Source organism: Rhodoligotrophos sp. CJ14 (assembly GCF_038811545.1).
In the GTDB taxonomy this organism is placed as follows: Bacteria; Pseudomonadota; Alphaproteobacteria; order Rhizobiales; family Im1; genus Rhodoligotrophos; species Rhodoligotrophos ferricapiens.
In genome coordinates, this window is record NZ_CP133319.1 from 681,091 (window position 1) to 697,872 (window position 16,782).

The 16,782-nt window shown below is 63.2% G+C and carries 15 protein-coding genes and 1 pseudogene; 11 read left to right on the forward strand and 5 right to left on the reverse strand.

The window, feature by feature from the left end:
- Positions 1–342: 342 nt before the first annotated feature.
- Positions 343–777: pseudogene (locus RCF49_RS03075) on the reverse strand (SRPBCC family protein); the annotation flags it as partial.
- 22 nt (positions 778–799) lie between these two features.
- Positions 800–1,786 carry a GlxA family transcriptional regulator gene (locus RCF49_RS03080; RefSeq protein WP_342642582.1) on the reverse strand — a complete coding sequence of 329 codons (987 nt, stop codon included), beginning with the start codon at positions 1,784–1,786 and terminating at the stop codon, positions 800–802.
- A 140-nt stretch (positions 1,787–1,926) separates the two neighbouring features.
- On the opposite strand from RCF49_RS03080, the gene RCF49_RS03085 reads away from it, so the two are divergent.
- The 6 genes from RCF49_RS03085 (at position 1,927) to RCF49_RS03110 (ending at position 8,877) form a co-directional block, all read left to right on the forward strand.
- The gene (locus RCF49_RS03085; protein WP_342642583.1) at positions 1,927–2,820 is read left to right on the forward strand and encodes a 3-keto-5-aminohexanoate cleavage protein; all 894 of its coding nucleotides are present in this window, start codon (positions 1,927–1,929) and stop codon (positions 2,818–2,820) included.
- Positions 2,820–4,325 (forward strand): 3-hydroxyacyl-CoA dehydrogenase NAD-binding domain-containing protein, encoded by a 1,506-nt coding sequence (locus tag RCF49_RS03090; protein WP_342642584.1) that lies wholly within the window; start codon positions 2,820–2,822, stop codon positions 4,323–4,325. Before RCF49_RS03085 ends, RCF49_RS03090 begins: the two co-directional genes overlap by 1 nt.
- Entirely contained in the window at positions 4,325–5,089 is a 765-nt protein-coding gene (locus RCF49_RS03095) for an SDR family oxidoreductase (protein WP_342642585.1), read from the forward strand. The genes RCF49_RS03090 and RCF49_RS03095 overlap by 1 nt, the downstream gene beginning before the upstream one ends.
- Positions 5,090–5,161: 72 nt before the next feature.
- Complete coding sequence (locus tag RCF49_RS03100) at positions 5,162–6,325, forward strand: acyl-CoA dehydrogenase family protein (protein WP_342642586.1); 1,164 nt, start codon at positions 5,162–5,164, stop codon at positions 6,323–6,325.
- Between the two features lie 8 nt (positions 6,326–6,333).
- Complete coding sequence (locus tag RCF49_RS03105; RefSeq protein ID WP_342642587.1) at positions 6,334–8,424, forward strand: acetate--CoA ligase family protein; 2,091 nt, start codon at positions 6,334–6,336, stop codon at positions 8,422–8,424.
- 186 nt (positions 8,425–8,610) lie between these two features.
- Positions 8,611–8,877, forward strand: coding sequence for a hypothetical protein (locus tag RCF49_RS03110; RefSeq protein ID WP_342642588.1), 267 nt, complete (start codon positions 8,611–8,613; stop codon positions 8,875–8,877).
- A 60-nt stretch (positions 8,878–8,937) separates the two neighbouring features.
- On the opposite strand, the gene RCF49_RS03115 is transcribed toward RCF49_RS03110, so the two are convergent.
- Complete coding sequence (locus RCF49_RS03115; protein WP_342642589.1) at positions 8,938–10,197, reverse strand: hypothetical protein; 1,260 nt, start codon at positions 10,195–10,197, stop codon at positions 8,938–8,940.
- 121 nt (positions 10,198–10,318) lie between these two features.
- Between RCF49_RS03115 and RCF49_RS03120 the strand changes: the two genes are divergently transcribed.
- The 5 genes from RCF49_RS03120 to RCF49_RS03140 all read left to right on the forward strand — a co-directional run bounded on the left by RCF49_RS03120 (position 10,319) and on the right by RCF49_RS03140 (position 14,107).
- Positions 10,319–10,885 carry a 2OG-Fe(II) oxygenase family protein gene (locus RCF49_RS03120; RefSeq protein ID WP_342642590.1) on the forward strand — a complete coding sequence of 189 codons (567 nt, stop codon included), beginning with the start codon at positions 10,319–10,321 and terminating at the stop codon, positions 10,883–10,885.
- 87 nt (positions 10,886–10,972) lie between these two features.
- Positions 10,973–12,019, forward strand: a complete 1,047-nt coding sequence (locus RCF49_RS03125; protein ID WP_342642591.1) for a cysteine synthase A — start codon at positions 10,973–10,975, stop codon at positions 12,017–12,019.
- The gene (locus RCF49_RS03130) at positions 12,016–12,738 is read left to right on the forward strand and encodes an alanyl-tRNA editing protein (RefSeq protein ID WP_342642592.1); all 723 of its coding nucleotides are present in this window, start codon (positions 12,016–12,018) and stop codon (positions 12,736–12,738) included. The genes RCF49_RS03125 and RCF49_RS03130 overlap by 4 nt, the downstream gene beginning before the upstream one ends.
- On the forward strand, positions 12,735–13,586 hold the full coding sequence (gene sseA / locus RCF49_RS03135) for a 3-mercaptopyruvate sulfurtransferase (protein WP_342642593.1): 852 nt from the start codon (positions 12,735–12,737) through the stop codon (positions 13,584–13,586). The genes RCF49_RS03130 and sseA overlap by 4 nt, the downstream gene beginning before the upstream one ends.
- Positions 13,587–13,588: 2 nt before the next feature.
- Positions 13,589–14,107, forward strand: coding sequence for a GNAT family N-acetyltransferase (locus tag RCF49_RS03140; protein ID WP_342642594.1), 519 nt, complete (start codon positions 13,589–13,591; stop codon positions 14,105–14,107).
- A 14-nt stretch (positions 14,108–14,121) separates the two neighbouring features.
- Here the strand turns inward: RCF49_RS03140 and RCF49_RS03145 are convergent, their stop codons facing one another.
- On the reverse strand, positions 14,122–15,903 hold the full coding sequence (locus RCF49_RS03145; protein ID WP_342642595.1) for an SLC13 family permease: 1,782 nt from the start codon (positions 15,901–15,903) through the stop codon (positions 14,122–14,124).
- Positions 15,900–16,367 (reverse strand): CBS domain-containing protein, encoded by a 468-nt coding sequence (locus tag RCF49_RS03150; protein WP_342642596.1) that lies wholly within the window; start codon positions 16,365–16,367, stop codon positions 15,900–15,902. The genes RCF49_RS03145 and RCF49_RS03150 overlap by 4 nt, the downstream gene beginning before the upstream one ends.
- Positions 16,368–16,782 lie beyond the last annotated feature (415 nt).

Below are 16,782 nucleotides of genomic sequence, written 5' to 3' on the forward strand. Positions count from 1 at the left end.
AGCCTAGTTCCTGATGTAATAGACCAGCAGCAAGACGAGAAGAACCAGCAGAATGATCGCCACCCAGCGGCTGACATTGCCGATTCCCTGGGCGCTCTTGGCGTCCGATCGAGCCGCGCTTTCCGGTGACAGGACCGGGACCGGCGAAGGCTGTGCCGCGGGATTTGGGGCAGAAGCCTGAGTGGCCGATGATTGGGCGGCCGCTGCGGCCTGAATCGCATCCCTATCCGTCGGTGGTCCTGGCATGGAGGGGGTCTGCGGTGCCGTGGACAAAGCGGCGGGCTGTACGGCCACGGGCTCCGCCACGGCAGCTGCCGGGGCCGGGATCTCCGGCGCGCGTCCAACCTTGTCGGCAAAGCGGGCGAAGAACTCGTCGGCCATTTTCTTGGCCGTCTGGTCGACGAGGCGCTGCCCGACCTGGGCCAGCTTACCCCCGACTTGCGCCTCCACGTCGTAACGCAGCACGGTCCCGCCATTCTCGCCATCGGTCAGATTGACCTTGGCCCCGCCCTTGGCAAAACCCGCCGCGCCGCCCGACCCCTCGCCAGTGATCGTATAGCTGTTCGGTGGATCAAGGTCGCTCAAGGTCACCTTGCCTTTGAAGCGCGCGCTGACCGGGCCCACCTTCATCTTGGCGGCCGCTTCCATCTCCGTGTCGCTGAGCTTGGTGATGCTCTCGCAGCCCGGAATACAGTCCTTCAGCACAGCCGGATCGTTGAGCGCCTGCCAGACCTCCTGCCGTGGAGCCGCAAGCGCATATTCACCGGTCATTTTCATGAAGACCCCTCCGTTTGCCGCGTCATGATTGACCCGAATGCGGCCTGGAGGCAACCCGTCTGTGCGCCGAAGGTGCATGGCCATATTCCTCCCGGAAGGCTCGGGAGAATTGCGCGATCCCGCCGAAGCCGCAGGCCAGCGCCACATCGGTGATGCTCATTCTGGAGTAGGTGAGCAGGTTTTCCGCGTGCTCCAGACGCAAGCGGCGATAGAAGCGGTTCGGCGCCTCGCCGAGCAGGTCGGCGAAAAGACGTTCCATCTGGCGCAAGGATGTGCCGGCCATCGCCGCAAGCTCGTCCAGCGGCACGAGATCCTCGATGTGGCGCTCCATCGCTTCAAGGACCGTGAGCAAGCGAGAATCACTGACCTGATAGCGCACCCGAGCTGGAAGGCGGCCTTCCGGCACGATGGCGGGCTGCCGGAAATGCACGAGCTGATCAGCCACGGTGATCGCAAGCCTCGGGCCGTGCATCCGGCCGATATAGTCGAGCATCATATCGATCGCGGCCGCACCGCCCGAGCAGGTCATGCGATCCCGGTCGATCTCATAGAGCGTGTGCGTCACCGCGATCCCGGGATAGGTCTCTCGGAACCCGGGCAGGCTTTCCCAATGGCAAGTGGCGCGATAGCCATCCAGCACACCAGCCTCGGCCAGCAGAAACGGCCCCGTATCCATGCCGCCAAGGGGAATACCCTGGCGCGCGAGCCGCCTAACCTGGGCGACGGTGCTGCGGGTATAGGCATGTTCCGGCTCATAGCTTGCGCAGAACATGGCAAGGTCCGGCCGGCCGATATCCGCAAGCCTGTGGGTCACGGTCACGGGGATCTCGTTCGAGGCGGCAACCGGCAGGCCATCGGCGGAGACAAAGCGCCAGGAGAACACGGGTCCGGCGAAGCGGTTGGCCACCCGCAACGGCTCCACCGCGCCGAACAGGGCAATCATCGAAAATTTGGGGAACAGCACGAAAGCGATCTCGCCTCGTCCATCCCCGTTTTGCGCGGCGGGCAACCTCGAGCTCCCGGTCGAAAATGCACCTGGCGGAAACTATCAAGTGCGCGACGAAAATCGTCAATTGGCGAACAGGCCTTCGGCTATGCTCTTCCGCAAATGAAGAGGTGCCCTGCAATGCACCTGGACAGGGGACGAGCATGATCACGCCCAAGACAATCATCACCTGCGCCGTGACTGGAGCTGGCGACACCGTCGGCAAGCATCCCGCCATCCCGGTCACGCCCGAGCAGATCGCCAACGCGGCCCTGGAAGCCCATCGGGCGGGCGCCGCCATCGTGCATTGCCATGTGCGCGACCCCAAGACCGGCAAGCCCGCGCGCAAGGTCGAGTACTATGCGGAAGTGGTCGAGCGCATCAAGGCCGCCAAGACCGATCTGATCATCAATCTCACCGCCGGGATGGGCGGTGATCTCATTATCGGCGATGGCGCTCGGCCGATGGATTTCGGCCCGGATACGGATCTGGTCGGCCCCGAGGAGCGGCTGGCGCATGTGAAGCTCCTGCGCCCGGAGATCTGCACGCTCGATTGCGGCACACTCAATTTCGGCGATGGCAATACCTTGGCGGTGCAGACGCCCAACCAGCTGCGAGAACAGGCGCGCCTCATCCAGTCCTATGGGGTGAAGGCGGAGATGGAGATCTTCGATTCCGGCAATCTGTGGTTCGCCAAGCAGCTCTGCGAGGAAGGGCTCCTGGATGACCGGCCGATGTTCCAGCTTTGCCTCGGCATCCCATGGGGGGCGCCGGTGAGCCCGGCCACCGCCGTTTACCAGTCGCAGATGCTGCCGCCCAATGCTGTCTGGGCGGGCTTCGGCATCGGGCGCTGGCAAATGCCCATGGTGGCGCAAATGGTGCTGCTCGGCGGCCATGTGCGCGTCGGGCTTGAGGATAATCTCTATCTCGATCGCGGGGTCTATGCCTCCAATGGCACCCTGGTCGAGCGGGCGGTCAAGATCATCGAGATGCTGGGAAGCAGTGTCGCAAGCCCCGCCGAGGCGCGCGAGATTCTCGGCCTCAAGCAGCCGGCGTGATGGCCATGACGAACACCAATTCCATACGCACCGTCGGCATTATCGGCTCCGGCGTCATCGGCGCGGGCTGGTCGGCGCGGCTTCTGGTGCGCGGCTTCGATGTGATCGCCACCGATCCTGCCCCGGGCGCCGAAGAGCGTCTCAATGAGGCAATCGAGACCGCCTGGCCGGCCATGCTGAAGCTGATGCCGGTCGCCCCTGGCCCGCGCGGTCAATTGCGCTTCACCCGGTCAGTGGAAGAGGTCGCGGAAGCCGCCGACTTCATCCAGGAGGCCGCGCCCGAGCGCGAGCAGCTCAAGATCGATCTCTTCGCCACGATCGATTCGATCGCGCGGCCCGAGGTGGTGATCGCCTCCAGTTCGTCGGGCTTTTTGCCATCACGGCTACAGTCTGCCTGCACGCGCCACCCTGAGCGGGTGGTGATCGGACATCCCTTCAATCCGGTCTACCTCCTGCCGCTCGTCGAATTGGTGCCGGGGGATAAGACCTCCACTGCCGCCATGGACCGGGCCGCTGCCTATTACGAGCGGATCGGCATGCATGTGCTGCGCCTGAGCAAGGAGATCGACGGCTATATCTGCGACCGGCTGCAGGAGGCGCTATGGCGCGAGGCTCTGCACATTCTCAACAAGGGGGTGGCGACCACCGCGCAGATCGACGATTCGATCGTCTATTCCGCCGGCCTGCGCTGGGCATTTATGGGCTCGTTCCTCACCTATCATCTGGCCGGCGGCCCAGGCGGCATGCGCCACTTCATGGCCCAGTTCGATCCCACGCTGGACCTGCCCTGGACCGATCTCAAATATCCCGCATGGAGCGATGAGCTCTCGGAGCGGCTGATCTCGGGATGTGAAGCGCAAGCGGCCGGACGTTCGGTGCGGGAGCTCGAATCCTTGCGCAATGACGTGCTCGTCGATCTCATGCGCGTGCTGCAGCAGCACAAGATCGGAGCCGGCACGGTGCTGGCCCGCGAGGAAGCGGCCGCATATCAATCACGCGGTATCAGGCCATGGCAGCCGGGCGATGCAATTGCGGCGCCGCTCGAGCTCTACCGCAGCCATGTCTCGCCGCAATGGGTCGATTACAACAACCATATGAGCGAGAGCTATTATCTCACCGCCTTTGGCGATGCGACCGATGCCCTCTTCCGTTTCATCGGAGATGACGAGGCCTATCGGGCAACCGGGCTCTCCTTCTACACAGTTGAGACGCATATCAATTATCTGAAGGAGGTCGCGGCGGGCGAGCCCTTGCGCTTCACCACCCAGATCCTCGGCCTTGATGCGAAGCGGATGCACATCTTTCATCAGATGTTCCACGGACAGACCGGCGATCTGCTTGCCACCACCGAGCAGATGCTCCTCCATGTGGACACGAAGGCGCAGAAGGCCTGCCCGATCCGCGAGGATGTCTTCTCGGCCCTCAAGGCCATCTGGGCCATACACAAAACCATGCCGAAGCCCGGTCAGGTCGGCCGGATCATGACCGTGCCGGAGCCGGTGTGATGACGGGCCAGCGCGTCATGGTCACGGCGGCGGCACGCGGTATCGGGCGCGCAATTGCGCTTGGCTTCGCCGCGGCCGGCGCGCGGGTGCATATCTGCGATGTCGACGACGAGGCGCTGGAGGAGTTTCGCGCAGAGGCTCCGGAGATCGAGGCCGCCTATTGCGATGTGACCGATGAGGATGATGTCGACCGCTGGTTTGCCGATGCGCTGGATGAGCTCGGCGGTCTCGACGTGCTCGTCAACAATGCCGGGATCGCAGGCCCCACGGCTGCCGTCGAGGATATGAGCCTTGATGGCTGGCGGCATTGCGTGGCCGTCAATCTCGACAGCCAGTTTCTCTGCGTGCGGCGCGCTGTGCCGATCATGAAGCAGCAGGGGCGCGGCGCCATCATCAACATGTCCTCGACGGCCGGTCTCTATGGCTACGGCTATCGCACGCCCTATGCTTCGGCCAAATGGGCGGTGATCGGCTTCACCAAATCCCTGGCGGTCGAGCTCGGACCCCATGGCATCCGGGTGAACGCCGTCTGCCCTGGCTCGGTCGAGGGCGAGCGGATGGATCGAGTGATAGCTGCCCAGGCACGCGTTTCCGGCCTGAGCGAGCACGAAATCCGCACAGATTATGCAAAGCAAGCCTCCCTGCGCCGCTTCGTCGACCCGGAGGAAATTGCGGATATGGTGCTGTTCCTGGCCTCGCCCCAGGCTGCGATGGTCTCCGGCCAAGCCATCGCGGTCGATGGACATACCGAGACCTTCCGCTGAAAAGGGGAGATGCGGCCCTGAGGGCGCCGCCAAGGGGACCGCTTCAACAACACAGAAACAAAGGGGAGCTCCATGGATTTCTCGCTCACCGACGAACAGAAGATGCTCATCCGCACGACCCGCGCCTTCGTGGAGCAGGAGCTGTTTCCGCATGAGGCAGAGGTCGAGCGCACGGGCGAGTTGAGGCGCGAGCTTGCCGAGGACATCAAGGCCAAGGCGATCGCCGCCGGACTTTATGCGGCCAATATGCCCGAGGAAGCGGGCGGGGCTGGCCTCGATGCGGTCTCATGGGTGCTTTATGAGAAGGAACTGAGCCGCGCCAATTACGCGCTGCATTGGAACTGCGTGGCGCGGCCATCGAACATCCTGATGGCCTGCACGCCTGAGCAGCGCGAGCGTTATCTCTACCCCACGGTGCGCGGCGAGCGCAGTGATTGCCTGGCAATGACCGAGCCCGAGGCTGGCTCGGACGTGCGCTCGATGAAATGTTCGGCGGTTCAGAACGGCAGCGACTGGGTGATCAACGGCACCAAGCATTTCATCAGCCATGCCGACGTGGCCGATTTCGTCATCCTGTTCGCCGCATCTGGAGTGGAGGATACGCCGAGGGGGCCCAAGAAACTGATCACCGCCTTCCTCATCGATAAGGGCACGCCCGGCTTCGAGGTGCTCCCGGGCTACGAGAATGTCTCGCATCGGGGCTACAAGAACTCTATCCTGCGCTTTGAGAATTGCCGTGTGCCGGCGTCCCAGGTTCTCGGCGAGGTGCATAAGGGCTTCGAGGTTGCCAATGATTGGCTCGGGCCCACGCGGCTCCAGGTTGCCGCGGGCTGCCTCGGCCGGGCGGAGCGAGCCCTCGACCTGGCGCTGCAATGGGCAGCCTCGCGCAAGCAGTTCGGACAGCAGATCGGCAAGTTCCAGGGCGTCTCGTTCAAGCTTGCGGATATGGCGACCCGCTATAAGGCGGCCGAGATGCTGGTACTCAATGCGGCGTGGAAATCCGATCAGGGCGCGATGACGGATGAGGATGCGGCCATGGCCAAGCTCTATGCCAGCGAGATGCTCGCCTTCGTGACCGATGAAGCGTTGCAGATCCACGGCGGCATGGGGCTGATGAGCGAATTGCCGCTCGAGAGACTGTGGCGTGATGCACGGATTGAGCGCATCTGGGAGGGCACGAGCGAGATCCAGCGCCATATCATCTCGCGCGCGCTCCTCCGCCCGCTTGGTGCCTGAGGACCTCCATGGCGTTGTCCACCATCTCGCCCTCTTGCGAAAGGCCGGCGCGCGCGCCGGCCGCCGAACGCCTCAACCGCCTGTTCAAGCCCCGGTCGATCGCCTTCATCGGGGGCCGCGAGGCGGAGATCGCCTTGCGGCGCACCCTCGAGCTCGGCTTTCCCGGCAAGCTCTATGCGGTTCACCCGAAGCGCGAGCAGATGGCAGGCCTTGCCTGCCTCCGGAGCCTCGATGATCTCCCCGAGCCGATCGATGCGGCTTTTATCGGTGTACCGCGCGGCCCGACCATCGAGCTTGTGCGAGAGCTAGCGCGCCGCGGCTGCGGAGGTGCGGTGCTCTATGCTTCGGGCTTCAGCGAGACGGGCGAGGACGGCGCCAGGCTGCAGCAGACGCTGCTGGAGGCTGCCGGCGGCATGCCGGTCATGGGACCCAACTGCTATGGCTATGTGAGCATGCTCGAGCGCTGCGCACTCTGGCCCGATGTGCATGCCTTGCGTGACCGTGAGGACGGCGTCGCGATCGTCACCCAAAGCGGCAACATGGCCTGCAACTTCACCTTCACACAGCGCGGGCTACCGGTCGCAGCCGTTTATGCGCTGGGCAACCAGGCGGATATCGGCATCGCCGATATGGTGGACGTGTTCGTGGCGGATGAGCGGATCAAGGCGATCGGCCTCCATATCGAGGGGCTCAGCGATATCCGCGCCTTCGCCGCGGCTGCGGAACGCGCGCGGCTGGCTCGCAAGCCGATCGTGGTGCTCAAGACCGGCCGATCGGCAGCTGGCGCCAGAGTGGCGATGAGCCATACGGGATCGCTTGCGGGGGCGGATGCGCTTTATGACGCCATGTTCGCGCGCTATGGCGTCGTGCGCGCCAAGAGCATGACGGCCTTTGCCGAAACGCTGAAGTTCCTGGCCATCGTAGGGTCCTTGCCCGGCAATCGCCTGGTCTCGCTGTCCTGTTCGGGAGGCGAAGCGGCGCTGGTCGCCGATATGGCCGAAGATCGGGATTTGTGCTTCCCGCCCTTCGGTGACAGTGCCTCGGCAGTGCGCGCGACACTCAACGAGTATGTGGCGATCGAGAACCCGCTCGATTACCACACCTTCATCTGGGGACACCCGGAACAGCAGAAGGCGACCTTCCGTGCGGCGCTTGCCGGCCCGTTCGATCTCGGCCTTCTGATCCTCGACATGCCGACTGGCGGCCTGAATGATGCGGATTGGGTCGCTGCAGCCGATGCCATGGCCTGGGCCTCCGAGCAAACGGGAACCCGCGCCGCGGTGGTGGCAACGCTCCATGAATGCCTGTCGGAGCCGGTGCGCGACATGCTGGCTGCGCGTGGGGTTGCACCCATGATCGGCCTTGATGATGCGCTCACCGCATTCGAAGCGGCAGCAGGGGTCCATATCGCCTGGTCGCGCGAAGCACCACCCCTCCCCGCACCGATTAGTCGAGCGCAAGCGCCCGTCCGCAGCATCAGCGAGCGCGCGGCCAAGGACATGCTCGCCCGCTTCGATATTCCCGTGCCGTCTGGTGCCGTGTGCGCTCCCGACGCGGCGGGCGATGTGGCTGATCGGATCGGCTATCCCGTGGTCGCCAAAGCCTCAGGCGATCAGCTTCTGCACAAATCCGAGGTCGGCGGCATCGCGCTCAATCTGCGCGACCGGTCAGCGGTTAAGCAAGCCGCCGCCCGGCTCTCCTCCCTTTCCGGCGAGCTCCTGGTTGAGCGCATGGTCGAGGATGCGGTCTGCGAGATCATTGTCGGTGCGATTGAGGATCCCCAGTTCGGCCAGGCTTTGGTGATCGGCGCAGGCGGGGTGCTCACCGAGCTTGTCGGTGATAGCGCAACGCTCCTTTTGCCCACCGGCCGCGCTGAGGTGGAGCAGGCTTTGAGCAGGCTCAAGGTTGCCAAGCTCATCGACGGCTTCCGCGGCAAGTCGGGGGATCGTGAGGCTCTGATCGCCGCGATCCTGAGGATTGGCGATTTTGTCCTGGCTCATGCCGGCCGGCTTGCCGAGCTCGATATCAACCCGTTGCTTGTGCGCCCTCCTGGCAAAGGGGTCGTTGCCGTCGATGCGCTGATCCGGATCCGGGATTGAAGCAAAAACGCGCACCGGTCTGCCACATCAGCTTGAGCCTTTCTAAGGCCCTCGACCTCGCGCGCGGGAATGCTCGCAATTGCATGCTCGCGCAGCGAAGATCATTAACCCACAGAGGGTTAGAAGCGGGAACCAATCGCGGAAAGGAGGTATTATCAAACAAGTCAACTTTTAGGGAGTAGCCCAATGTCGCAGCCATACGACAATCAGCCGCCTCGGATGCCCCCGCCGCAGAGGACCGGCACCAGCTTGGCCATCCTCTTTGCCGCACTGCTCGCCGTGGTCGCAGCGCTCAGCTATTTCGTGTTCGGCACGGATCAGAGGGGCGATCAGACAGCGCAGACGGGCGCCAGCACCACGGCTGAGAACACGGCGGAAGCCCCTGCTATTGCACCAAATCCCGCCCCCAATCCCATTCCGGGCCAGCCGAGCCAGCCGAACCAGGCACAGTAAGCCAGAGTCGCGCCCAGTTCCTCTCCCATGCCGGGATCGATATCAGTCGGGCTGGCCTATTCAGTTCGCAGGTCCGACGCTCTGGGTTCGAAGGCCCACCCGTGATCCGTCGATCAATCCGGTATCCTTCGGGAACACGCGCCAACCGAGTTTCTTGAAGCCCTGCTGCGCGTCCTCGGTCACAGTGCCGGTGATGCGCAGCTCAAGGCCATTGGCCCGCTCCTTGAGAATGCGTTCATTCATGGCCAGGGCCGCCTTCTCCACCGCATCCGTCCAGGCGATCATGTCGACGGGAAAGAAGCCGACCAGCTTCCCATCGGCCCGGCGCATGAAAGGCATGCCCACCATGGAGACGAAGGCCTCGAGCGGGGCAACCCTCGCATGATAGGCGGCTATCCATTGGGTCTGGAGCCGGTGAAAGAAAGCAAGATCAGGGCGTTGCGCCTTGGCGATCAAGGATAGATAGAGAGATAATCCCTCTGCCTGCCGCATCGTGCTCAACGCGGCCACGATCATCGTCTTGTCGGTGGGGGTGTAATTGCCATTGGCAAGGAAGGCTTGCGCCGCGCGCTCGTCGATACCCAGGGAATGCAGGGCTTCCCTGTTCAAAGCCTCAAGCTCGGGGACCGTCTTGGTGCGAATGAGCTCGCCGGTCTTGCCGCTTGATTTGGGGCCGGCAGCCGCGAGGCCGGCCGGTGCCTTTACCGCCCCCTTCACCGCAATGCCGCCGAGTGCGCTTGCCTCGGCGAGCTGGTTGAGGCGGGCCGCAAGGGGCGGAAAGCTAGTATAGGGATCGACATCATAGTCATAGGCGATCTGCCGCCTGGCAGCGGAGGCGCTGATCAGCGCTTCGGTCGCATTGGCAGGCTTGGGGTAAGGGTCAGTGAGACCCGCGCCGACTTTGCCAAAGGCCTCGCCAAAGCCGGACACTGCGCCGCTGGCCAGTGCGAGTGGATTGGTCATGGCATCGGCAACGGCATCGATCGGCTTTCCAAGCCCCGTGGCGAGGCCACGGCTGAATTCCTCGCTGGTGGACAGAGCTTCCAGCTTCTCGAGCACCGCAAGCTCGTGCAGCCTCAGCTTCAGGAGCTGCTCGCCGAAGACAGTATGGCGGCCAAAGGGCGTCTCGAGAGTGAACGCATAGAGCATCCCGTCGGACGCGACAGGGGTTTCGATCGTATAATTCGTCCCTTTCACGGCTGTGCCGAGCAAGGTTGCCGCCTCGGTCAAGGGCGGCTGCTCAGTGGCAGCGAGCGTCGAGAAGGATGTGAGCAGCAGGCCCAGCGCAACCAGCCGTGTTGTGAGCTCAAATCCCGCCATGTGCCCTCCCCGCGAACAAACCCGATGCAGCTTGGTTAATAGACAGAAGCGCCTCTCCATTGGCAATAGAGCGGCAGCGTTCTAAAACGGATCCTGGAGAACAAAACTCGGGGGAGAGAGCATGGACCCGTTCATCCGCTGGTATGACAAGGCGCTCAGCACAGAGACCTGTCGCGACATCATCAGCCGCTTCGATGCCGATAAGCGGAAAATCGTGGGCAAGGTGTCCGGCAATCACGGCCCGGAGGTAGACCTCAAGGGCAAGCAGACAACTGAGCTGATCTTGCCGGACGAGGGCTGGAGCGATGTCAAGCATGCGCTCACAAGAAACCTGATCGAGACGCTGCAGACCTACACGCGTGACGTCAAATTTCTCGCAGCGAGCGATCACAAGGAGCTCTATATCGAGCCGCTCCGGATCAAGAAATACGATATTGGCGGCCAGTTCTCCTGGCATATCGACTGCAATTCCAGCCAGAATCACACCCGCGTTCTGGCCGCCCAGTGGTATTTCAATGACGTCGCCGAGGGTGGCCGCACCGAGTTCGAGGATCAGGCCATGGCCATCGACTGCGTGGAGGGGCGACTGGCCTTCTTTCCCGTGGCCTGGACCTATCGCCATCGCGGCGCGCCGCCCGTCAGCGGGCCCAAATATGTATGCACCACATTCATCCACCGGCGCTTCTAGAGCACGGGACAGCGGCTTGCCTCTTTCCGCGGCCCTGGGCTAGTTTGCCTTAACTAGGATGATAAGCAGCAGCCCGGAAAGAAAGCCATGGACATCAGAGCCAGCGTCGTCGATGCCATCGGCAATACACCACTGATCAAGCTGAAGCGCGCATCGGAAGAGACGGGCTGTACAGTGCTTGGTAAAGCCGAGTTCATGAATCCCGGTCAGTCCGTCAAGGACCGCGCGGCCCTCTCCATCATCAAGGACGCGATCGCCCGCGGGCAGCTGGAACCCGGAGGCGTCATCGTCGAAGGCACAGCAGGCAATACCGGCATCGGGCTTGCGGTGGTCGCCGGCGCGCTTGGCTTTCGCACCGTGATCGTCATCCCCGAGACTCAGTCGCAGGAAAAAAAGGACGCCCTGCGGCTCCTGGGTGCGGAGCTGGTCGAAGTGCCGGCGGTGCCCTATAGCAACCCCAACAATTACGTCAAATATTCCAGGCGGCTTGCCGAAAGCCTCGCCAAAACGGAGCCGCATGGAGCGATCTGGGCAAACCAGTTCGACAATATCGCCAACCGGCAGGCCCATTACGAGACGACGGCAGTCGAGATCTTTACGCAGACCGACGGCAAGATCGATGGCTTTTGCTGCTCGGTGGGCTCGGGCGGCACCCTGGGCGGGGTCAGCGATCGCCTCAAGGACTATGACAGCAAGATTCGGATAGCGCTTGCCGATCCCCATGGGGCGGCTCTCTACAGCTACTATACGACCGGTGAGCTTAAATCATCGGGCTCCTCCATCACCGAGGGCATCGGCCAAGGCCGGATCACAAAGAATCTGGAGAATGTCGCGGTCGATGCTGCCTATCTGATCGATGATGCCGAGGCGCTCGACATCATCTTCAAGCTCGTGCGGGAAGAAGGCCTCTGCCTCGGCGGCTCATCCGGCATCAATATCGCCGGCGCCATCCGCCTCGCCCGTGACATGGGCCCGGGCCACACCATCGTCACGGTGCTGTGCGATTATGGCAATCGCTATCAGTCGAAACTCTTCAATCCGACCTTCTTGCGCAGCAAGGGCTTGCCGGTGCCCGAATGGCTGGACGGCGAACCCTCCCCTCTGCCTCAGGTCTTCGAGGACGTTCCCGCATGACCGAGCTCGTGTTCCGAACCGATGCTTACGCGCGCGAAGTCGAGGGGCGATTGCTGGGGCTCAATGCTCGCGGTGGTCTTGTGCTCGACCGCACCAATTTCTACGCGACCGGCGGCGGACAGCCGGGCGACCGGGGCACGATCGAGGTGGAGGGGTTCGGCCCGATCGAAATCGCCACCACGGTTTATGACGATGACAAGTCGATCGTACATGTGCCCGCGAGCCCGGTGAGCAGCCTGCCCGAGGGTGCCGCCGTGCGCGCCTTGATCGACTGGCCGGCACGCTATCGACACATGCGCATCCATACCTGCCTGCATCTGCTCTGCTCGCTGGTGCCTTACCCCGTGACCGGCGGCCAGATCGCGGCCGATGGCGGGCGGCTTGATTTCGACATTCCGGAGGCCGGCATCGCGGATAAGGATCAGCTCACTGAACAGCTGATGGCGCTCATTGCCGCCGACCATCCGGTCAGCGAGCAATGGATCAGCGATGAGGAGCTTGAGGCCAATCCGCAGATGGTCCGCACCATGGCCGTCAAGCCGCCGATGGGCACCGGCCGGGTGCGGCTGGTTGCGATCGGTGATATCGATCTGCAGCCCTGTGGTGGCACCCATGTGCGCTCGACCGCCGAAATCGGCGCGGTCACCGTGGCCAAGATCGAGAAGAAGGGCCGGCAGAACCGGCGCATCCGGGTGAGCTTCGTGGAGGATGGTGTATGAGTGATCGCTCGGAGGATCTCGTCTCGACCGCATGGCTTGCGGAGCATCTCACCGCCCCGGACGTCATCGTGATGGATGCGTCCTGGTATCTGCCCGCCGATCAGCGCGATCCGCGCGCGGAATATCTCGCAGAGCACATACCCGGTGCGCTCTTCTTCGATATCGACGAGATCTCTGACACCGCCTCCCCCCTGCCCCATATGCTGCCTTCGCCGGAGAAATTTGCATCCACCATGCGCGCGATGGGTGTGGGCGATGGCCACAAGATCGTGGTCTATGACAGTAAAGGCCTGTTCTCGGCGGCCCGCGCCTGGTGGATGTTCCGGGTGTTCGGCCATGAGGAGGTTGCCGTGCTCGATGGCGGCTTGCCGAAATGGAAGGCGGAAGGGCGGCCGCTTGAAGATCTGCCGCCACCGCCGCGCCAGTCCCGTCACTTCACGGCGCGTCTCAACCGGCTGCTGCTTCGGGATTGGCAAGAGGTCAAGCGGGCGCTCGACAGCGGCGAGGCGCAGGTGGCGGATGCCCGCTCGCCCAGCCGCTTCCGAGGCGAGGAACCAGAGCCGCGGCCGGGCGTGCGGCCGGGCCATATGCCGGGTGCGCGAAACGTGCATTATGCGAGCCTGCTCAATCCGGATGGCACGCTCAAATCACCAGGCCGGCTGCGCGAGGCTTTTACTGCGGCCGGGGTTGATGTGGAAAGGCCGGCCATCACCAGCTGCGGATCAGGGATCACTGCCGCCATTCTGAGCCTCGGGCTTTCCGTTGCGGGAGCGCCTGAGAGCGGGCTCTATGACGGGTCCTGGGCGGAATGGGGCGCAAGAGAAGACTTGCCCGTCGACAAGGGATAGCCATGCCATCCACCGTCGAGACAACGGTCACCTTTCTCGAGATGAACACACCGTCGGCGCTGATGGTGCATCCGCCCGCGAATCTGAAGCTCGCGCTCATGCAAGCGGTGAAGCCCCCGGTTCACTTCTACCGCTATCTCTATGACACGGTGGGCGCCAATCATGCCTGGGTTGACCGGCGCAAGATGGGGGACGAAGCGCTCGCGGCAGAGATCCATGCGGAGGGCATCGAGATCTTCGTGGCCTATGTGAGCGGCTGTCCTGCCGGCTATTTCGAGCTCAATGCGCAGAATCCGGAGGAAATTTGGCTCGCCTATTTCGGCCTTATCCCTGACTTTCTGGGGCTCGGGCTTGGCAAATGGCTGCTTTCACAAGCGCTCGCAGCTGCCTGGGCGAAGGGACCCGAACGGGTGCGGGTTGAGACCTGCACGCTCGATCATCCCCGCGCCCTGCCGCTCTATCAGAAGCTCGGCTTCAAGCCCTATGCGCAAAAACATAAGGTGATGGAGCTGTTGGATTGACGACGCTGTAATCATCATCCCGACAAAGGCCAGATCAGCGCGATCAGCGGCACCCCAACGAGCACCACAAGGATCGAGAGCGGCAGGCCAAGGCGCCAATAATCCTCGAACCGATAGCCGCCCGGGCCCATGACCAGGGTGTTGCATTGATGGCCTATGGGGGTGAGGAAATCACAGCCCGCGCCGATCGCCACCGCCATCAGGAACGGATCGGGATTGAAGCCCAGATTGGTGGCCATGCTCGCCGCAATCGGCGCGACGACCAGGACGGTCGCCGCGTTGTTGAGAAAGGGCGTGATCGCCATGGCCGCAACCAGAATGAGGGCGAGCGCGCCGAGCGGGGGCAAGGCGCCGGCCGCAGACGATAGCCAGGCGGCGATCAGGTCGGTACCGCCGGTCGTCCGGATGGCCTCGCTGACGGGGATCAAGGCGCCAACCAGGATCAGAATGGGCCACTCAATGACGTCATAGGCCTCGCGCAGGGAAAGCGCGCGCAGCAGCACGAGCAGAACCGCCGCGCTGAAAAAGGCAATGACCACCGGGACGATATGCAAGGCGACCAGCAGCATGGAGATGGCGAGCACCGCCACCGGCAGGATGCGATGGCGACCACGGCCAAGCTGAATGCCGCGCTCGGCCAATGGCAGACAGCGGAGCTCGCCCAAGGTTTCCGGCATATCGGTGAGATTGCCTTGCAGCACGATGACATCGCCCGGGCGGAATTTGAGCGAGCGCAGACGATGGGTGACCCGCGCACCACTACGGCTCACCGCAAGCAGAGTGAGCTCATAGCGCTCGGCCAAGCGCACCTGAGCCGGCGAGCGGTCAACCAGAGGGGAATCAGCGGTCACCACCGCTTCCACCACGCCAATCTCGTCCGAGCCGCCCTTGGCATTCGCCGTGCCATTGCTTGCCTCTACCAGCTTGAGCCTCGCCCGTGCGACGAGGCGCTCTAGAGCGGCGGGCTCACCCTCAAGGATTAGCACGTCATCGGCATTCAACGTCCAGTGATCTGACGGCGTATAGCGGCGGAAGCGCTCGCGAATGATGGTTGTCACATCGACCTCACCCTCGCTCAACGCCTCGAGATCGGCGACCGTCTTGCCGACCAGGCTCGAATCGGCCGGGAGCCGCGCCTCGGTCATGTAGTTTTCGATGTTGAAGGCGGCATCCATCGAGGCTCCGCCCTTGCGCAAGGGAAGCAGCCGATAGCCGAGCACCAGAAAGATAACGCCCACCACGGCAATGCCCGTCCCCACCGGCAAGAAGTCGAACATGCGAAAAGGCGCGCCCAGAAGATCTTCCCGCATCCGCGAGACAATGATGTTGGGCGAGGTGCCAACCAGGGTGGTGATGCCTCCCAGCAGCGAGCCGAAGGCCATTGGCATCAGAAAGTAAGAAACCGGCGTCTGGTTGCGGCGTGCGATCTGGAAGGCCACGGGAATGAGCATGGCAAGCGCGCCAATGTTCTTCACGAAGGCGGAGAGTGCGGTCACTGCCATCACCAGCACCATGATCTGGGAGCGCTCCGTGCGCAGATAAGGTCCGAGCCGGTGAAGCGCTGCTTCAACAGCGCCCGAGCGCGCCACGGCGGCGCTGACGAGCAACGCGCTGGCGATAATGATGACGATATCGTCGCTAAAGCCGGTGAATGCCTTTTCCGGCTCGACGATCCCCGTGACGATACAGGCGAGCAAGGCAAGAAGCGCCACCAGATCGTAGCGGATACGGCCCCAAACGAAGAGCGCCATCATACCGATGACGATGGCAAAGGCGACAGCTTGGTCTAGCGTCATGACTGAGGCGCCGCCGTTTCCTCGTCATTGCTACGCTCCTCGCTGCGATGAGGCTCGACGATGTCGCGCAGCATTTCGGCGGTGGCGGTTGGATCGCGCGCGAGCTTGCCGAGATCGCTGAGGGTCACGAGACCTATTGGTTTGCCGTGCTCGTCGACAACCGGAAGCCGCCTCACCTGCCGCTCCGTCATCTCGCGCAGCACATCGGCGACATCGTCCGTCTCCCGGCAGGTAAACAGGGTCGATGACATCACATCGCGAACGAGAACCCCTGTCACGTCGAGCCCATCGACCACCACGCGCAGGATGATGTCGCGATCGGTCAGGATTCCCTGCAGCGCATCCTCGCTCCCCACCAAGACGGCGCCAATATCCTCCTCCGCCATGCGAATGGCGGCCTCCTGCACCGTGGCATTCGGCTGAACCGGGTCTATTCCGCGACTCATCACATCGGCAACGATCATCCAAATTCTCCATCCGCGGCCCTGCCGGGGAGATCAGGGGAGCGCTTTCGCTCGGCCTCCGCCAGACGAAACCGCTCTAGGTCTTGCTTGGTCGCATTCTCTTCACCGCGTTGCTCTCCATGTCGCTCGAAAACGCTCTAGGAACGCAGCCAAATCACCCCCTGTTCCGCGGTCTCATTCCGAATGATCGCAGCGACACGGCTGCAGCCGGAAGGACATGCGCCCGAATCACACATCGCTGCTCTCAATCTGCCGTCGATTGGCGATGTCGGCCAGTGAGCCTGTCCCGTAATCCGGGGTGCGCGCAGTGTCACTGTCGCGCGAAAATGGCCAACAGGTAGCAAAAAGAACCCCTCGCGGCCTGGCCGGAGGGGTTTGTTAGACCTTAGAGGGCTGCTCTATCTTGAGCGTTCAA

Bases quoted from the DNA above. Each gene is read 5' to 3' on its own strand.
- RCF49_RS03085 (WP_342642583.1), top strand. From the start codon at position 1,927: ATGATCACGCCCAAGACAATCATCACCTGCGCCGTGACTGGAGCTGGC.
- RCF49_RS03090 (WP_342642584.1), top strand. From the start codon at position 2,820: ATGGCCATGACGAACACCAATTCCATACGCACCGTCGGCATTATCGGC.
- RCF49_RS03095 (WP_342642585.1), top strand. From the start codon at position 4,325: ATGACGGGCCAGCGCGTCATGGTCACGGCGGCGGCACGCGGTATCGGG.
- RCF49_RS03100 (WP_342642586.1), top strand. From the start codon at position 5,162: ATGGATTTCTCGCTCACCGACGAACAGAAGATGCTCATCCGCACGACC.
- RCF49_RS03105 (WP_342642587.1), top strand. From the start codon at position 6,334: ATGGCGTTGTCCACCATCTCGCCCTCTTGCGAAAGGCCGGCGCGCGCG.
- RCF49_RS03110 (WP_342642588.1), top strand. From the start codon at position 8,611: ATGTCGCAGCCATACGACAATCAGCCGCCTCGGATGCCCCCGCCGCAG.
- RCF49_RS03115 (WP_342642589.1), bottom strand. From the start codon at position 10,197: ATGGCGGGATTTGAGCTCACAACACGGCTGGTTGCGCTGGGCCTGCTG.
- RCF49_RS03120 (WP_342642590.1), top strand. From the start codon at position 10,319: ATGGACCCGTTCATCCGCTGGTATGACAAGGCGCTCAGCACAGAGACC.
- RCF49_RS03125 (WP_342642591.1), top strand. From the start codon at position 10,973: ATGGACATCAGAGCCAGCGTCGTCGATGCCATCGGCAATACACCACTG.
- RCF49_RS03130 (WP_342642592.1), top strand. From the start codon at position 12,016: ATGACCGAGCTCGTGTTCCGAACCGATGCTTACGCGCGCGAAGTCGAG.
- sseA (WP_342642593.1), top strand. From the start codon at position 12,735: ATGAGTGATCGCTCGGAGGATCTCGTCTCGACCGCATGGCTTGCGGAG.
- RCF49_RS03140 (WP_342642594.1), top strand. From the start codon at position 13,589: ATGCCATCCACCGTCGAGACAACGGTCACCTTTCTCGAGATGAACACA.
- RCF49_RS03145 (WP_342642595.1), bottom strand. From the start codon at position 15,903: ATGACGCTAGACCAAGCTGTCGCCTTTGCCATCGTCATCGGTATGATG.
- RCF49_RS03150 (WP_342642596.1), bottom strand. From the start codon at position 16,367: ATGATCGTTGCCGATGTGATGAGTCGCGGAATAGACCCGGTTCAGCCG.